The organism is Bacillus sp. F9_6S_D1_P_5, from assembly GCF_054823925.1.
Genome location: NZ_JBTREW010000015.1, coordinates 80,294 through 97,118 on the forward strand (window position 1 = coordinate 80,294; position 16,825 = coordinate 97,118).

Annotated in this window: 14 protein-coding genes; 1 reads left to right on the plus strand and 13 read right to left on the minus strand. The window is 35.5% G+C overall.

Features of this window, described 5'->3' with window-relative positions; genetic code table 11:
* The first annotated feature begins 53 nt into the window (after positions 1-53).
* Positions 54-1,016, plus strand: a complete 963-nt coding sequence (locus ACUXEY_RS18815) for a helix-turn-helix transcriptional regulator (RefSeq protein WP_432207169.1) — start codon at positions 54-56, stop codon at positions 1,014-1,016.
* A gap of 33 nt (positions 1,017-1,049) precedes the next feature.
* Here the strand turns inward: ACUXEY_RS18815 and ACUXEY_RS18820 are convergent, their stop codons facing one another.
* From ACUXEY_RS18820 to ACUXEY_RS18880, 13 genes are all read right to left on the minus strand, one after another.
* Positions 1,050-2,483: an anti-sigma factor gene (locus ACUXEY_RS18820; protein WP_461301310.1), complete on the minus strand. Its 1,434-nt coding sequence runs from the start codon at positions 2,481-2,483 to the stop codon at positions 1,050-1,052.
* Positions 2,449-3,006: an RNA polymerase sigma factor gene (locus ACUXEY_RS18825; RefSeq protein WP_000869265.1), complete on the minus strand. Its 558-nt coding sequence runs from the start codon at positions 3,004-3,006 to the stop codon at positions 2,449-2,451. Before ACUXEY_RS18825 ends, ACUXEY_RS18820 begins: the two co-directional genes overlap by 35 nt.
* A 179-nt stretch (positions 3,007-3,185) precedes the next feature.
* A complete protein-coding gene (locus ACUXEY_RS18830) occupies positions 3,186-3,620 on the minus strand; it encodes an HIT family protein (protein WP_166704626.1) in 435 nt (144 codons plus the stop codon).
* A 61-nt stretch (positions 3,621-3,681) separates the two neighbouring features.
* Positions 3,682-4,059 (minus strand): OsmC family protein, encoded by a 378-nt coding sequence (locus ACUXEY_RS18835; RefSeq protein ID WP_461301311.1) that lies wholly within the window; start codon positions 4,057-4,059, stop codon positions 3,682-3,684.
* Positions 4,034-5,461, minus strand: a complete 1,428-nt coding sequence (locus tag ACUXEY_RS18840) for an amino acid permease (RefSeq protein ID WP_166704612.1) — start codon at positions 5,459-5,461, stop codon at positions 4,034-4,036. The genes ACUXEY_RS18835 and ACUXEY_RS18840 overlap by 26 nt, the downstream gene beginning before the upstream one ends.
* Before the next feature lie 204 nt (positions 5,462-5,665).
* Positions 5,666-6,310 (minus strand): amino acid ABC transporter permease, encoded by a 645-nt coding sequence (locus ACUXEY_RS18845; protein ID WP_075310722.1) that lies wholly within the window; start codon positions 6,308-6,310, stop codon positions 5,666-5,668.
* Complete coding sequence (locus ACUXEY_RS18850) at positions 6,311-6,967, minus strand: amino acid ABC transporter permease (protein WP_075310720.1); 657 nt, start codon at positions 6,965-6,967, stop codon at positions 6,311-6,313.
* 94 nt (positions 6,968-7,061) lie between these two features.
* A complete protein-coding gene (gene glnH / locus ACUXEY_RS18855; RefSeq protein ID WP_075310718.1) occupies positions 7,062-7,892 on the minus strand; it encodes a glutamine ABC transporter substrate-binding protein GlnH in 831 nt (276 codons plus the stop codon).
* Positions 7,893-7,904: 12 nt separating this feature from the next.
* Entirely contained in the window at positions 7,905-8,633 is a 729-nt protein-coding gene (locus ACUXEY_RS18860) for an amino acid ABC transporter ATP-binding protein (protein WP_461301325.1), read from the minus strand.
* A 136-nt stretch (positions 8,634-8,769) separates the two neighbouring features.
* Entirely contained in the window at positions 8,770-10,230 is a 1,461-nt protein-coding gene (locus tag ACUXEY_RS18865; RefSeq protein WP_461301312.1) for an alanine/glycine:cation symporter family protein, read from the minus strand.
* Between the two features lie 157 nt (positions 10,231-10,387).
* Positions 10,388-11,359 carry a phosphotransferase enzyme family protein gene (locus ACUXEY_RS18870; protein WP_461301313.1) on the minus strand — a complete coding sequence of 324 codons (972 nt, stop codon included), beginning with the start codon at positions 11,357-11,359 and terminating at the stop codon, positions 10,388-10,390.
* A 165-nt stretch (positions 11,360-11,524) separates the two neighbouring features.
* Entirely contained in the window at positions 11,525-12,124 is a 600-nt protein-coding gene (locus ACUXEY_RS18875; RefSeq protein ID WP_461301314.1) for a TasA family protein, read from the minus strand.
* Between the two features lie 261 nt (positions 12,125-12,385).
* A complete protein-coding gene (locus tag ACUXEY_RS18880; RefSeq protein ID WP_461301315.1) occupies positions 12,386-16,627 on the minus strand; it encodes a S8 family serine peptidase in 4,242 nt (1,413 codons plus the stop codon).
* Positions 16,628-16,825 lie beyond the last annotated feature (198 nt).

Genomic DNA, 16,825 nt, shown 5'->3' on the forward strand with positions numbered 1-16,825 from the left:
ACAATATACTAACAATAAAACATGACACTTTATGTCATGTTAAAAAGAAAAAGGTGATACATTTGTCAAAAGCTAAACGCTTATTAGACATCCTTATATTTGCTTCTGCCAAAAAGACATTTACAGCTCAAGAAATAGCTGACGAATTTAATATCTCCGTTCGTACTGTCCATAGATATATTGTAGATTTAAGTGATATGGGATTACCTATTTATGCTGAACAAGGTCGTAATGGAGGCTATAAAGTATTAACAAATAGAGTCATTCCCCCTATTTTATTTACGGAAGAAGAAGCAGTCTCCATTTTTTTTGCTTTTCAATCTTTAAATTACTATCGAGACTTACCTTTTAACACAGAAATCAATTCCGTTACACATAAACTGTATAGCTCTCTACAGCATGATGCGAAAGCGAAAGTTAATAAAATACGTTCTTATATCGCTTTTTGGAATCCGAAGAGAACAATTAATACACCTCTTTTAAACGAAGTACTAACTGCGGCTATTGAAAATAAAAATTTACACTTTCAATACGAATCTAAATCGGGGATAAAAACAAAACATGTTCATCCTATCGGTGTATATGCTCATGACGGGCTATGGTACTTACCATCTTATGACTTCAGTAGAAAAAAAGTATTACTGTATCGCGTTGATCGTATTCTTTCTATATTATCAACAGAAGAAAATGAAAATACGTTCATGAATTTAGAAGAATGGTTCGACTCTAGCTCTAACGTAGTGCACATTCCTACCCAGTTACATGTTTCATTAACAGCAGAAGGCGTGCGCCAATGTAAAAGCGTTCCTTACCTTGAAGAATTCGTTGTACTAAACGAAGACGGGACAGGATATATACATTCAACAATTGATAAAGGTGAAATTAATTTTATTACGCCTTTATTTTATAGGCTTGGAAAAGATGCAAAAGTGTTAGAACCGAAAGAATTGATAGATGGTTTACGTATACGTGCGAAAGAAATTTTACATATGTATGAAGACGAAAAAAGCTGCTAAATATAAGCAGCTTTTTTCGTCGATTTGTTTCTATTATTTTGACTGTTGACGAATATCGAACCACCAACGATTTTTCTCATTCATATTCTCAGTGCCACTAGACCCACTGTAACGGAAAGCATCCAGGAAGATTGACTCTAGTTTATCCTCATCTACAAAATAACCTAAGTTAACTTTTACCGTTTCTCCCGGTCGGATACTGCCAATATTGTAAAAGCTTTTCCCGTCTCCGTGAGGTTCTAAATAATCCACTTCACCCGTCATAATATTTCTTTCTGTAATTCCATCTTTCCCAGCATAATTCCATACATTACCCTTATTTTTAAGCACTTGTATGGATGGATGCATATAGATTTCTTTTGTCACCTTTTTGCCTATATTTTTCACTGTTGTTTTCAAGTAGACAAATTTAGGATGAATTAATTTTGACTCTACTAATTGATCAATTGAATCTTTACCATTTCCAAATTTATATTCATCCCGTCTATATGGTATCAATTGTCCAGTTTGATCCAAAGCCTGATTCTCGCTTAGTATTCCTAAACCAAGTTCACTAAAGTTTTCTTGTTTAAAATCTTTAATTGAATCAAAAACTTCAACTTTTTCTATCATATATTCAATTTTGCTGTTATCCATGATAATCGTCACTGGAACCTTTTGTCCTATATGAAATAGTCGTTTACTATCTTTTTTCAAAGGAATCACCTTAGTTTTTTTAGACTTACTTTCTTCGCTAAAATACTTTTTATCATAATCTGTTATATATGATGCCTTTTCTTTTGACGTAGGCTCAAGTGAAATGTTCCCTAACACATCCACCATTTGTTCTTCGTTTACATCGTTTCCAATATAACTTTGTAACATGATCCCCTCTTTCTCAAAAAAGAGAAAGACCTCTCTGTTAAACGCTAAATTGTTGTTTCCATTTTCTTTATTAACAATCACTGCTTTCTTACCATTTATCTCTTTCTCTTCGTAGCTTTTTGAGTACAGCGTTTTAAAATTCGAATCTTTTCCTACTCTCCAAAGAATGAAAGAAAATCCACCCTTTGCATAGTTATCTTTAAATGAATATTTCATAGCAGAGTCATCAATTGCTTCCATATTTTCTGGCAATTTACCAACCTTCAACTTATACCACTGATCACTCTTTTTCGAATCCTTATTTGTTAAGGAAACATTTACTTCATAATTTTGTTTTTGAACGATCATATTATAGACTTTCACTGCTCCAAAAACGGTTGTCGGCATGCCGATCAATAAGCAAGCAGCAGCGATTAACATACGATGTCTTTTACGCTTTTTCTGCGGTTGTCCATCTTTCAGCTTCATTTCCTCCAAAAACAATTTCTTTTTGCGCGTATATGTATGTGAAAATTCATGTTGTTCTTCAAGTTTATCAAAATCATCTAAAGCAATTTTTTCAGCAAGTTCATATATTTCTTTGGAGTTCTTTGAATTCGTCATGTTGTATACCTCCTATCATATTTTGGACTCGTTTTCGAGCGCGTTCAAACTGCTTGCGGACATTTGCCTCGGTTATCCCCATAACACTTGAAATTTCTTGATACGTTAAGTTATAAAAGACTTTGTACTTAAACACCTGTCTGTTAGATTCATTTAACTCTTTTAGCAATGCATCAATTTGAAGCTCAGACATTTTACGTTTTTCCCACTCTTCAATATTTTCATCTACTGCCTCTACTGATTCTCTTTCATATTCTTCTAAAAATGTTTCATGTCGTTTATTTTTCCGGTAACTATCAATTGCCTTGTTTTTCGCGACCCTCAAAATGTAACGTTTAAGCTCTTCAGTGCTCAAGTTATGGAGCTTTTCCAAGTTCTTATAAAGAGTAATAAACGTCTCTTGAACTGCATCTTCTGCCTGCTGAATATTATTTAAAATAGAATAAGCTACGTAATAAATTTTTTGTTCGTACAACTCGTATAGCTCTTCCATCTTTTCATAATCGTTGTTTGTAACTTTCATATAATTCCTCCTCTCACTCTATATAACGAATGAGCCATATACTTTGTGACACTACAAAATCTATTTATAAATAAAATTTAATAATAAAATAAACAAAAGCCCAATTTCTCTATTTTAACTGAGAAATTGGGCTTTTTAATATTAGAATTCTCTTGACTGTTTCCCTAGGAATATCCCTCTTACGCCTTTTCAGTAAACAGCATTTGCTCTATCGCTTCGTTTAACAAATTCTGTGTCTCTTCCAAGTTATGATTCTGCTTTTCTCCCGGTTGTACCATATAAAACTCAGCAAATGAGCGCTCTTTATATCTTGGTACGACATGCATATGATAATGTGTTAACTCGTTAAATACTCCACCATTTTGACAAACTGTAACTCCGTCAGGTTTATATACTATCTTAATCGCTTTTGCAATAAGCTTAGAAGCATCCATAATTGACTTTGCTACAATATCATTTAATTCATCTACTTCTACAATATGCTGCTTTGGCACAATTAAGGTATGACCTGGATAGAAAGGTTCATGATCTAAAAAACATGTTACATAGTCATCTTCATATACTTTATATATTTTTTCCTCTTCGTTTGCTAATTTACATCCTAAACATTCCATCATACTTTCCCTCTCTCTAAAACACAAAAACGTGAGAGCCGTATTCTCACGTTTTTATGTTTCACTTTATTAGCTCAATTGTTTCCGTAACTTGTATACTATCTTTTACCGATTGAACAACCGTACAATTTTTCACTGCAAGTTGCAGCGCCTTGTCCAACTGCTCTTCTGTAATGTTTTGTGCTTTAATTTTATAGTGCAAATGAACACTTTCAACTGGTTTTGATAAAGCTTCGCTTCTACCAATTTCCGTTTCAATTGTAAACGTATCGTATGTAATACGTTTCTTTTCTAAAATTGTTCGAAAGACAATTGCACTACATCCTGCGATAGAAGAAACGAGTAATTGTAACGGTGAGTACCCGTTTTCTTTTCCAATCGCTAATGGACCATACGATAAATCTGCCTCAATATCATCGTGTTTGATTGTTAGTTTCATTTGCTTTTTCCATCTCCACTTTCATCGGTTTCTGCCGTTTCTTATTTATATAATAATATATGTAGCAGAAAATGATAAATGGAATACCACAATATAACGCCATTCTTTGTTCTGGAATAAACGCTAAACTAATAACAACGATACTATTTGTAATTAAAGCTAAAATAGGAACAATTGGATATAACGGTGTTCTATATTTTAAGTCCTCTAACTTTCCTCCGCCTTTTATATACTGACTTCTAAAGCGAAGTTGCGATAGAGCAATAATGATCCAACTTGAAACAGCTGATAAACCAGCTATAGATAATAAGTACATGTATACTGTATCTTCTGCAAGGAAACTTGTGAATAAAGAAAGGCCAGCTACAGCAATCGTTACAACTAGTGCAGTAATTGGAATACCACGTTTATTTACTTTCTGGAAAGACTTCGGTGCCATTCCTTCATTTGCAAGTGACCATAGTATACGAGTTGCCGCATATAATCCTGAATTCGCTACAGATAATAACGCAGTAATAATAACGAAGTTCATAATATCAGCTGCGTATGGAATACCGATTTTATCAAATACGACTACGAATGGACTTTCAATTACCCCTGCTTCTTTCCAAGAAATTAATCCTACTAAAATCGTCATTGTTAAAATGAAGAATAACATAATGCGCCATACTGTATTACGAATTGCGCGTGGAATTGTTTTTTCTGGATTTTCACTTTCTCCCGCTGCAATCCCGATTAACTCTGTTCCTTGGAACGAGAAGTTAACTGTAATCATCGTAAGTAATACGGCAGCTAGTCCATTCGGGAATAATCCACCATCGCTTACAAAGTTAGAGAAAAGAGGTGCTGCTTCTTTTCCGTCATATGATATAAACCCTAATAATGCACTACCACCAAGAACAACAAAGGCAAGAATGGTAACTACTTTAATACTAGAGAACCAAAATTCTAATTCAGCATAACTTTTCGCTGAAATTGCGTTTGAAGCATATAAAATAACACCGAATACGAGACACCACACCCAAACATCAACATTCGGAAACCATCTTTTCATCATTAAACCGATTGACGTTAATTCTAATCCTACTGTTACTGCCCAGCCAAGCCAATATAGCCAGCCGATCATAAAGCCCGTTCCTGGTCCAATAAACTTCGTCGCATACTTTTGGAAAGAACCTGAAACTGGCATTGCTACCGTTAACTCTCCAAGACAAAGCATTGTTAAATACATAATAAATCCGCCTACTAAATAGGAAAGGATGGCTCCCCCTGGTCCAGCCTGATTAATGGTGTAACCTGAACCTAAGAAAAAACCAGTTCCGATTACACCACCTAGTGCGATCATAAATAAATGTCTACTCTTCATCGTACGATGTAATTTCTCATTCGTTGGTTGCTGCATCTAAATCCTCCCCCTACCAATACCCCTATATCTTGTTAAAATTTTCTGATAATAAAAATATACACGAAAGCGATTACAATTTCTATATAAAATTAAAACTTTTCTGATAAAATAATATAAAAAATCGAATTATTGCAAGTTTTAGATTCTATTTAGAGGAAAATAAGGATAAACAAGGAAAAACCCTTACATATATTGTAAGAGTTAACGAAGTTCTAACCTTCTCGATAAAATTGATAAACTATAGTTTACAATAAAGTACATACAAGCTACTACTATAAACGTTGGAATCATATAATTTACATTTTGTCCGCTAATAATTTGAGCATTATGCATAAGCTCCGGTAGTGATATAACGACTGCTAATGATGTATCCTTTAACAATGAAATAAACTGACTAACAAGCGGCGGAACCATTCTTCTTAATGCTTGCGGTAAAATAATGTGCCAAAGCGCTTGTACATACGTTAACCCTGAAGACCTTGCAGCCTCAATCTGTCCTTTCTCAATAGATAATAGGCCACTTCGAACAATTTCAGATATCATTGCTGCTTCAAATATTGTTAACGCAACAATTGCAGCTGTTATAATTTCTAATTTCAAGCCTGCTTCTGGAAGTGCAAAATATGTGAAAAATATAATTAAAAGTAGTGGTAAGTTTCGAATGACTTCAACGATAATCCCCAATATTTGTGAGACGACAGGTATTTTCATGTAGCGCAATATTCCTATTACACTACCAATAATAAAGCTAAGTACAATCGCTACGAGTGCTACCTCTAATGTGATGAGTAATCCTTTTAATAAAAAGAGAATATGATCACCCGTTATAGCTCCCTTAAAATCCATTTACACCGCCTCCTTTGCCAAGCGTTTTTCTAAATAACGCACTAGCATACTGAGCGGAATTGTTAATATTAAATAAAACATCCCGACAAATATATAAACATCGAACGTAACAAACGTCTTCGTTGAAATTAAATCTCCTTGATACATTAAATCAGCACCAGCAATAATTCCAAGTATGGAAGAGTTTTTTACTAAATTTAAAAATTGGTTTCCTAGAGGAGGGATTACAATTTTCATCGCTTGGGGTAAAACGACATGGTACATTGCTTGCGTATAAGTCAATCCTGAGGAACGTGCTGCCTCCATTTGGCCTTTCGCAACTGATAAAATACCAGCGCGAATGACTTCAGCAATAAACGCTGCAGTATATACGGTAAGCGTAGCTGTTCCTGCTACAAAACCATTTAAAGTAATTCCTACTACAGGTAAAGCGAAATAGAATATAAATGCAATTAATACGAGCGGAATATTTCTTACAAATTCTACAATAGTAGCCCCCAACCAATTTAAAATACGAATCGGTGCAATGCGCATTACAGCCAATACTACCCCTAAAATAAAGCTTCCAATTAATGCAATTACACTAGACATAACTGTATATTTAAATCCTTCTAAATACATATCAATGTTATTCGTTAATATAGAAAAATCAGGCACATATTCTCCCCTCTTTCTTTACAAGAAGAGGATGAGCATCCCTCATCCTCTTACTCTTCAATAAGAATAAAGCCCCACTAATTAAAGTTTCACTTTACTTCTCTTGTTTTTGACCAATCCATTTCTCATACAATTTATCGTATTCTCCATTCGCTTTCATATCTTTTAGTAAGCTATTAATCTCTTTCGTCAAATCATCTGCACCTTTTTGCACTGCAATTCCGTATGGTTCATCCGTAAAAATTTTCCCTACAACTTCATAATTTGAATCTTGTTTTGCCATGCCGTAAAGAATTGCATTATCTGTCGTTAAAACATCACCTTTTCCTGCTTTTAACGCCGTAAATGCCTCACTGTAATTTTCAAATTCTAATACAGTCGCTTCCGGTGACTTTTGACGAATGTTATTTGTCGATGTTGAACCTTTTACTGCTAACACTTTTACGCCCTTTTTCACATCATCAATACTTTTAATATCGCTTCCTTTTTTCACGAGTAACGATTGCCCTGCTTTAAAATATACATCTGAAAAATCGACCTCTTTTTTACGTTCTTCCGTAATTGTCATTGTTGCGATAATTGCATCAATGTCACCGTTTTTCAGTAGTGGAATACGCGTTTTAGACGTTACTTCTTTTAATTCTAGTTTCTTTTCATCTCCGAGAATTTTTTTCGCAAGCGCCTTTGCAACATCAACATCAAATCCTTCTACCTGCCCTGTTGAAGGATTTTTCAATCCAAATAAGTTCGTATCATTCTTCACCCCAACTACTAGTTTCCCTCGCTTCTTAATTTGCTCAACAGCCCCGCCTTGCTTCGTATTCGTTTCCTTCGCCTCATCTTTTTTACTTCCACACCCGGCAACGACAAGTACGAATAAGCATGAAAATACGATTAAGGTAAACAACTTTTTCATTTTAAACATGAAATTCCTCCTTTAATGATTTAACACTCGACTTAAAAATAAACGTGCTCTTTCTTGTTCAGGGCTCGCAAAAAATTGCGCCGGTGTTGTATCCTCAATGATCTTGCCATCATCCATAAATAAAATCCGATCAGCTACTTCTCGCGCAAATCCCATTTCATGCGTGACAACGACCATCGTCATCCCTTCTTTAGCTAGCGTTTTCATAACATCAAGTACTTCCCCGATCATCTCTGGATCCAGAGCAGACGTAGGCTCATCAAATAACATAATTTCCGGCTGCATTGCAAGTCCTCTAGCAATCGCCACCCGTTGCTGTTGTCCTCCGGATAATTGATGTGGATATACGTTAGCCTTCTCTGGAATTCCTACTTTCTCTAAATAAAACATCGCTGTTTTTTCTGCTTCCTCTTTTAAAATTTTATTTACTTTAATAGGTGCTAGTGTAATATTTTGAAGAACCGTTTTATGTGGATATAAATAAAAATGTTGAAAGACCATTCCGATATTTCGGCGTAATTCATTCATATCTGTTTTCGCATTGTGTACCTCCGTATTTTGTACAATTAACTCTCCATCTGTAATTGACTCTAACTGGTTTATACACCGAAGTAATGTACTTTTTCCTGATCCTGAAGGCCCAACAACTACTACCACTTCACCTTTTTTCACTTGCACATTAATATCTTTTAAAACTTGAAAATTACCATAATATTTATTTACGTTACGAAACTCTATCAACATACTCACCCCTTCCCCTAACAAAGCATGTACATTCTTTTTATATTCAAAAATAGGCAAAAAAATAACTGCCTGCTTCATTTTGCCCATAAAAAAAGCAAAGGGATTTTCCCTTTGCTTTTTTATTTCTCTTCTATTAAGAGACTTCTTCCTTCTTATCTTTTCCGTATTCATGCTCCCAAAAGTCAGCGTTTTTAATTCCTAATGGCCCTGGATCAAATACTGGATCCTTTCCTTCTTTTTTCTGTTTTTCATAATCCTTTAATGCAACTAATGCTGGCTTTTGTAACAATAAAATCGCGATAATATTAACCCAAGCCATAATACCTACACCGATATCACCTAAAGCCCAAGCCGTTGCTGCTGTTTTTATACAGCCGTAGAATACAGCACCTAAAAAGACAAATTTTAGTACCAGAGACAGCCAAGGACGATCTTTCTCACGGTTTAAGTACGCGATATTCGTTTCTGCAATGTAGTAATACGCCATAATTGTTGTAAAGGCAAAGAATAGTAACGAAATGGCAACGAAACCGTTTCCAAATCCAGGGAAAACAGATTCTACTGCTGCCTGTGTATATCCCGGTCCTGGCTGTGCACCATTTAATTTATTTACGATAAAGTTTTTTCCGCTTGCATCAAATACGTTATACATGCCTGTAATAATCATCATAAATGCTGTTGCTGAACAAACAAATAATGTATCAATGTAAACGGAAAATGCTTGCACTAAGCCTTGCTTAGCTGGATGTGATACTTCCGCAGCAGCTGCTGCATGTGGTCCAGTTCCTTGCCCTGCTTCATTGGAATAAATACCACGTTTTACTCCCCAAGAAATTGCTAAACCGATAATACCACCAAATGCTGCCTCTAATGCAAATGCACTTCTTATAATTAACATAAATGCTTCTGGCAATTTTTCAATATTCATAGCAACAATAACACAAGCTACTAAAATATAACCAACTGCCATAAACGGTACGACAACTTGTGCCACGTTAACGATTCGCTTTACGCCACCAAAGATGATAAGAGCTAATACAACAACTAATAATGCCCCTGATATGGTAGTGTTAATTCCAAAAGCCGTTTCTAAACTTACGGCAATACTATTTGCTTGCACACCTGGTAGTAAAAGCCCCGTTGCAAGAATCGTCGCTGCAACGAATACCAATGCATACCATTTCACACCTAAACCTTTTTCAATGTAATAAGCAGGTCCACCGCGAAACTGTCCTTGATGTTTCGTCTTATATATTTGCGCGAGTGTTGATTCTACATAAGCTGATCCTGCTCCTAAAAAGGCTACTGCCCACATCCAAAATACAGCCCCTGGTCCACCGAAGGCAACCGCTGTAGCTACCCCAGCGATATTCCCTGTCCCAACGCGCCCTGATAACGAAAGTGCTAACGCTTGGAATGAAGAAACACCAGCCTCTGATTTTTCTCCTTTAAATGTCAGCTTCACCATTTCTCCTACATGCCTTACTTGTAAAAACCTCGTTCGAATAGAAAAATATAAACCTACTCCTAAACATAAATAAACAAGTGCTGGACTCCAAACAATATTATTTAACCAATTTACGAAAGCTTCCAATATTCCCCCTCCTTTTTATCAAGAATATTCAGAATATATAAAAATTATAAATGTATACCGAATCTATGACAATATTATTTTAATAAAACAAACATATTTTTGTATAAAAAAACAAAGTATACACTTATTTTGTATACTTTGTTTTGAATAAAATGTATTATATATTCACAATTGCTTCTTCGCTTATAATTCTTTCATATAACTCTTCAGATAATTTTTGGAAGTTATCTGGCATATCTTTCCCCTTAAACTTCTTTTGGAGTGTGCCGTATAGACCTATGTCACGCAAACGTAAAAATAGTGGTAATGATTCATACCAACTATCCGCCAGTCTGTGCTCATACTCATAGCCTTTCCGTAACACTTGTAGCTGTTTACGAGCAAAGTCTGTCTTCTCTTCCGCTGTCCACGGTGTAAATAGAACAGAGTAATAGAGAACCATCGCTAAATCGTGTATAAAGTAATTATAGGCCGCATCATCAAAATCAAAGATAGTTAGCTCTTTTCCATCGTAATGAAAATTACCTGGATGAATATCACCGTGCATAAGGCCGAACGTTTCTCTTTCAACTGGAAGAGCCTTTATCTCATCCATTAATACAGTAGCAATCTTTTTCACTTGATCATCGTCTAATTCATTCACAATCCCACTCTCATCTTCTTCCCATGTATCACGATGATTCGTTTTAGGATAGTTCATTGTTAGACGATGCAGTTGACCAATCGCTTTTCCCCATGCTTCAAAATAAATATCGCTCCAATAAGGCGATTCTTCTCCTTTTACTTGCTCCCCTTTTGCATATGTAAATAAGGAAGCAAAAAAGAAAGTCCCATCCTCTGCTCCAATTTCTTCTACAAGATTTTGAAACGTTGAGTAAAGAGGTCCCGCTACCTTTGCCCCGTTCTCCGCAACATATCGTAAAAAATCTAATTCAGCTTCGACTTCTTTTTTTGAACGATGAGAAGAATGGGTTAAACGCAATACGTAATCTTCACCACGATCGCCCTTCGCCTTAAAAATATAATTCTCAAAATCTCCAAGCGGCTTTTCTTCCACTGTTACATGAAACAAATTCGCTGCTCTTTCTAAAATCTCTTTTGTAAAAACACGTTCTACAGCTATTTCCATATATATCCCTCCTATATATCTTCTTAATTCGACATAAATGTGAGAAGTACTGCTATGAATAATCTAAAAACAAAAAAAGGTTGATTCACTAAATCAACCCTTACACTATTAAAAATTCTATTTCTCAATTCTTCATCAATTCATTCTTATATATAACATTTATTTTTATTTCTCTTCACCTTTTGTCTGCATTGAATTGAAAGTCCAATTTAATTTTAATGAATCTCCTTGAAATACATTTTGCTCTTCATTGCTATCTACAAATGTGAACATTACATAGAAAGTATCATCATCACCAGGAGCAAGTCCATTTCCTTCTCGGTCTACAACACCTTTTTGTACAAGATCAGGAATACTTCCGTTTTGCGTAGCTACCTTTAATTCAGATAATGTAGTAGACCAAATTGGAACCTCATTTTTATCCAAATTCCATAAGAAATCGACACGGATATGATCACCAAAATCAGCACTTCCATTATCTCCTTTAGCATCAATTACACTATAATCTGTAAGAAGTTTCACGTCTCCTATCGCTAAAGTTCCTTTGTTAACTAATTGAAAACCGCGTTCCATTTCATCACCTGGTTTAATATTGTCGACATTAACAACAACTTCAGGATTAACACTCAAATCTAAAGTACCCGCTGCAAACATGTTTTGTGATACTTCCTTATCACTAAAATACGCATATGTCCCCCCTCCAATTAAAGATAAACCAAGTGCTGCAGTTACAACACCCATACCAAGTCTTTTCTTCATACCCATTTCACAAGTCCCCCTATTTTTAAAGTTCAAACTACACCTCTTATTTCCATCCCACAAACAATACTAATTAAGCAAATATCTTATTATCCCATAACGAAAGCGAACTAACTTTAAACTAGTTACTTCATACCTCCAAATAGCTATCATTTTAAGAAGAACCGGTAATGTTACAGTGAATCATTACCGGTTCGTTGTTAGCAATACCCATTTACTTATGTGTTCATTGCTTTGTCGCTTAGTTTTCCCTAGAAGTGTGTCCCTTTATCTTTTTGGTTCTAAACCAATAGAGCGTAAGATTTTATCTAACGTCACTGGCCCTACATTTTCTTTCGGTTTCTGATTTTCTTTAGCATCTGGACCTTTTTTTAAGAAGTTTTTCTCAATAAAACGAATATCTGTTTCATTTACAACACCATCTTGATTGACATCTCCATCTTTTACAGCTCCTTTTCCTTTTTCATATGAAAGAGCTGCTATTCTAGCATCTTGAATATCTACCATTTTATCGCCGTTTACATCACCTGCAAGGCTGTCATCCATATCTGCTCTAAAGTTTTGTCCCACTAATTCTCCATCCTGCATTTTTCCTATTTTTGTAGTTAATTTACTATTTAAATGACCTGGCATTTCTACGAAAATATTATATTCTGTATCGCTTACCGGAACATTATGAATTTCAAATTGTCCATTATCATCAACCGTTCCTGTATATTTCTTTCCATCCTTACCAACTGCATACACTTTTGCTCCTAGTTTTGTGTAGTCATTCTTACCTAAATACCCCTCTTCAGTTAAGAAAGCTTCTGGTCCAATATATCCTGTAACCATTGCATGTTTCGAAATAATAGAAAAGGATGTATCTTTAAACACAGGAATCTCAACGCCTTCTGATGCACCTGTTTTTGTATAAGAGAATTTATCTACTCCAAATGCTGTTAAATTATTAAAATACTCGTCACTCGTCATCTCGAATGTAACATCTACAAATGGTGTGTCTCCATCTAGACCTTTAAATTCTGTTCCTTCTAAAGATGCACCAACTTTCACCTTGTTTTCCCAGTTTCCTTCTTCATTTATCACTGGATCTTCTAATTTAATATTTAATCCATGTTGTTTTGCATATTCTGCAAGTGCTGGATTTGGTTTAACATCTACAAATTTAAACAACTGTTTACTATAAGGAATCTCAAATGTACCTGACATAAGTTGTTTCACATTATTAAGATTTAAAGTTAATGTAATTTTTTCTCCTAGTTTAACTTTATCCTTGTCATAGCTTGGGACAGCGTATTCCGTTCCCTCTTTAACAAAGACATAATCTTTAAATCCATTTGCCATATTTGATGCAGTTGCAAGATCATATCCAAATAACCTTAAATTAAGCGGTTCATTGATTTCCTCTGGAAGTACACCAAATTTAAAATCACCATTGGCTTGAATTGTATTCAACCAACCTGACGGAAAGGCGGAGTTTTGATAATATACAATTTCATTAGTTTTTTGGTCATACTGAAGGCCTTTTGCCTTTAATACATCTATCGTAGAATCATAAATGTTACCATGTACCCATAATGCACGCTGACCATCTTCTTCTTTGAACATAGATTCATTTACCTCATGAACGCCAGGTTTTACATCGGTAAATTTCATTTCAGGTTTGATATTATCAATAATTACGCTATCTCCTTTTGTATAAGTTTTCCCTTCTTTGTCATATCCAATGAAATCCAGTTGGTAATCTCCATCAGGCAACGTAACTCGCTTGTCCCCAATTGGATGATTTGGATCTCCTGTAAACGGGAATACATAGCCACCCATACCATCGAACATGATATATTCAATATTTGGTGTTAGACTGCTAGCATTAATTGTCCCCACAATTCCTAATGCCTTTCCTGTTTTTCGATCCTTCACCACTGCATCGATAGTTTCAAGTGGACTGTTCAATTTAAATGTCAGCGGTGAACTCGGCCTTTCCATAAATGGATGGAAGTTAGATGTATCTGTTGCCATTGCATCTCTCAGCAAATCTACAGATTCAATCCCTTTTTCTGTGAACTTCACTGCAAACGGCACTTGATATACTTCTTTTTCATTGTTTTTATTTAAGATATGAATATATCCCTCATATCTACCAAATTCAGCGTTTTCTGGAATGATAATTTCAGGGCTAATTTCCCCTGCTGTACCAGGAGCCACTTTAATAGAATCTTGTACGTTTAGCTTCACACCATTCTTCGCTGCATCTTGCACACCTACACTTGTAGATGAAAACTCTACTTCTAATTTAAACTCTTTCCCTTCTGTTTTATTGCTGTTCTTAATTAAGACTTTTCGACTATCTTTAATTGGTCCATTTCCTAATTGATTTTTATATCCGAATGCAATAGAACCTGTTTTTTCTTCAATATCTACTTCTTCATCATTTACAACGTTTGATGTTTTATCGATAACCTCAATAGCTGTATCTGCATGAACTGCACGATACGCATCAATTCGGCCCGATCCCACCTCAAATACAGAGCGTGCTTCTTTTAAGTCAACTGCAGTATTCATAAGCGCTTCTTTTACTTCAAACGGGCTATAGTTTGGATGTTCTTGCAAAATAAGTGCTGCCACCCCCGCTGTATGAGGAGTTGCCATAGATGTACCTGACATACGTCCATACGCTACCGGATAATTTTCTCCATCCTTTGGATCATTGATATATTCAGGAACCGTAGAGAAAATAGACACACCTGGTGCTACAATATCTGGCTTAATATCATCTGTTTTCGTTGCAGGACCACGGGAGCTGAAATCAGCTAAGTGATCTCCCTCTGTTTTTATATTACTAAGTTCCCCAAACGCTAACGACACATCTCCTTGTACTGCTTTTGCTTGCAAGTTCTCACCATCTACTTTTGTTAAGCGGAACGATGGAATAGATGAAGTACTTTCCCCAAGATAACTTGTAATTTCCCCATCTACATTGTTGTATACAATTACCGCCTTTGCGCCTGCTTCCTTAGCATTATTAATTTTTTCATCAAATGTAATCTCACCGCGTTGGATAAGAGCTAACTTCCCTTTTACATCTTTTCCTGTAAAATCACCTGATTTCCCAAGCCCTACATATACAACCGATAAGGATTGACCTTTCAAATCTTCAATCTTATCAGTAAAGCTTTTTCCAAGTAGCATCATTTTATCCACATGTAAATCACCTGCATCGGCGGAAAACGTTGGTATAGTCATCGCAGCGTCACTTGCTCCAACTGTAATTGGAAGTGCCGCTGCACTAGGTGATCCAAGGGTACCTTCTCCCGGACCACTATTACCTGCTGCTACTACTGTAACAACACCAGCTAACATCGCATTGTTCACCGCCACAGAAGTAGGATATAAAGGATCATTAATAGACGCACCTAATGATAAATTGATAACGTCCATATCGTCTTTCACTGCTTTATCAATCGCAGCAAGAATACCGCTTGTTTGTCCACTTCCATATGGACCTAATACACGATATGAATATAAATCTACATCCGGAGCGACTCCCGTAACTGCATAATCCACACTATTCTTTTTGTCTGCAGCAATTGTCCCAGCTACATGAGTACCGTGGGATGTATAGTATGCACTTCCATCATAAATTTCAGGGTATCCTCCAGAATTTTGCCAATCCTTATACGTTGTCTCCATTGGATCCGCATCATTATTAACAAAATCCCATCCTTTTATTGAGTTCGGATCTATTTTGCTTGGATCTTCACCTTGATTTGCACGATACCCTTTATATGCATCCTTCAAATCAGGATGGTTATAATCAATACCCGTGTCCAGTACCCCCACCTTAATTCCTTTACCTGTTATTTTTTCAGCATGTAGCTTGTCCACACCAATTTGTGGTACGCTATCTGTCATTTTTGGTTCAACAGCCTCTTTAGCTGTTTCTTTCGGTAAATCAATTTTGACCTCACTATCTTCCCATACACGCTTAACAATACCAGTACGAACTAAGTCTTCAATCATATTCGCAGGTAATGAAATCGCTACACCATTAAAAGCATTCTTATATTCTCTTGTTATTTTGGCAGATTTAAAATCCGGTCCCTTATCTTTCTTTTTTTGAAGCTGTTCAAACTCAGTTTTAAATCCTTTATGCGATGCTTCTACCTTTTGTTCTGCAGTTGAAAGAGCTATTTTTTTCCCTTTAGCCGCTTGTTTCAATACCTCAATTTTGCTAGGTGCTTGCTTAAATTCTATAATCACATTCACATTATTAGGACTTGCTGTATTAATGCCTGGTGAAATAACAAAACCAGGTTTTGTATCTAATGTTTTTAAAGCATTACGTTGTTCCTTTGTAAGTCCTTTCAATATAGAACTTGCATCATCAATTCCAGTTAAAGTAGATGTATTTACCTCTTCCGCCAATACGTTATATGGAATTCCTTGAGACAATAACATTCCAACTGTTAGCGTTCCAATAAGAATTTTCCCAAATTTCCCTCGTTTCATATTGCATCTCCCCATTACTAAAATTATTTTTCTAAACAAATTGATTCTTAAATTCCCATTTAGTATTGAAAATTCTATTAATCTTAAACTTTTATTTTGTAACATTAAGAATTTCCAACACTACTACCATCCCCATATAGCTAATCATTCACTTTAACCTTTCTATAGAAGCCCCCCATAATTTATTTTCACTAAAAG

Coding starts and splice junctions, on each gene's coding strand:
- ACUXEY_RS18820 (WP_461301310.1), bottom strand. CDS start 2,483: ATGACGAATTCAAAGAACTCCAAAGAAATATATGAACTTGCTGAAAAA.
- ACUXEY_RS18825 (WP_000869265.1), bottom strand. CDS start 3,006: ATGAAAGTTACAAACAACGATTATGAAAAGATGGAAGAGCTATACGAG.
- ACUXEY_RS18830 (WP_166704626.1), bottom strand. CDS start 3,620: ATGGAATGTTTAGGATGTAAATTAGCAAACGAAGAGGAAAAAATATAT.
- ACUXEY_RS18835 (WP_461301311.1), bottom strand. CDS start 4,059: ATGAAACTAACAATCAAACACGATGATATTGAGGCAGATTTATCGTAT.
- ACUXEY_RS18840 (WP_166704612.1), bottom strand. CDS start 5,461: ATGCAGCAACCAACGAATGAGAAATTACATCGTACGATGAAGAGTAGA.
- ACUXEY_RS18845 (WP_075310722.1), bottom strand. CDS start 6,310: ATGGATTTTAAGGGAGCTATAACGGGTGATCATATTCTCTTTTTATTA.
- glnH (WP_075310718.1), bottom strand. CDS start 7,892: ATGTTTAAAATGAAAAAGTTGTTTACCTTAATCGTATTTTCATGCTTA.
- ACUXEY_RS18870 (WP_461301313.1), bottom strand. CDS start 11,359: ATGGAAATAGCTGTAGAACGTGTTTTTACAAAAGAGATTTTAGAAAGA.
- ACUXEY_RS18875 (WP_461301314.1), bottom strand. CDS start 12,124: ATGGGTATGAAGAAAAGACTTGGTATGGGTGTTGTAACTGCAGCACTT.
- ACUXEY_RS18880 (WP_461301315.1), bottom strand. CDS start 16,627: ATGAAACGAGGGAAATTTGGGAAAATTCTTATTGGAACGCTAACAGTT.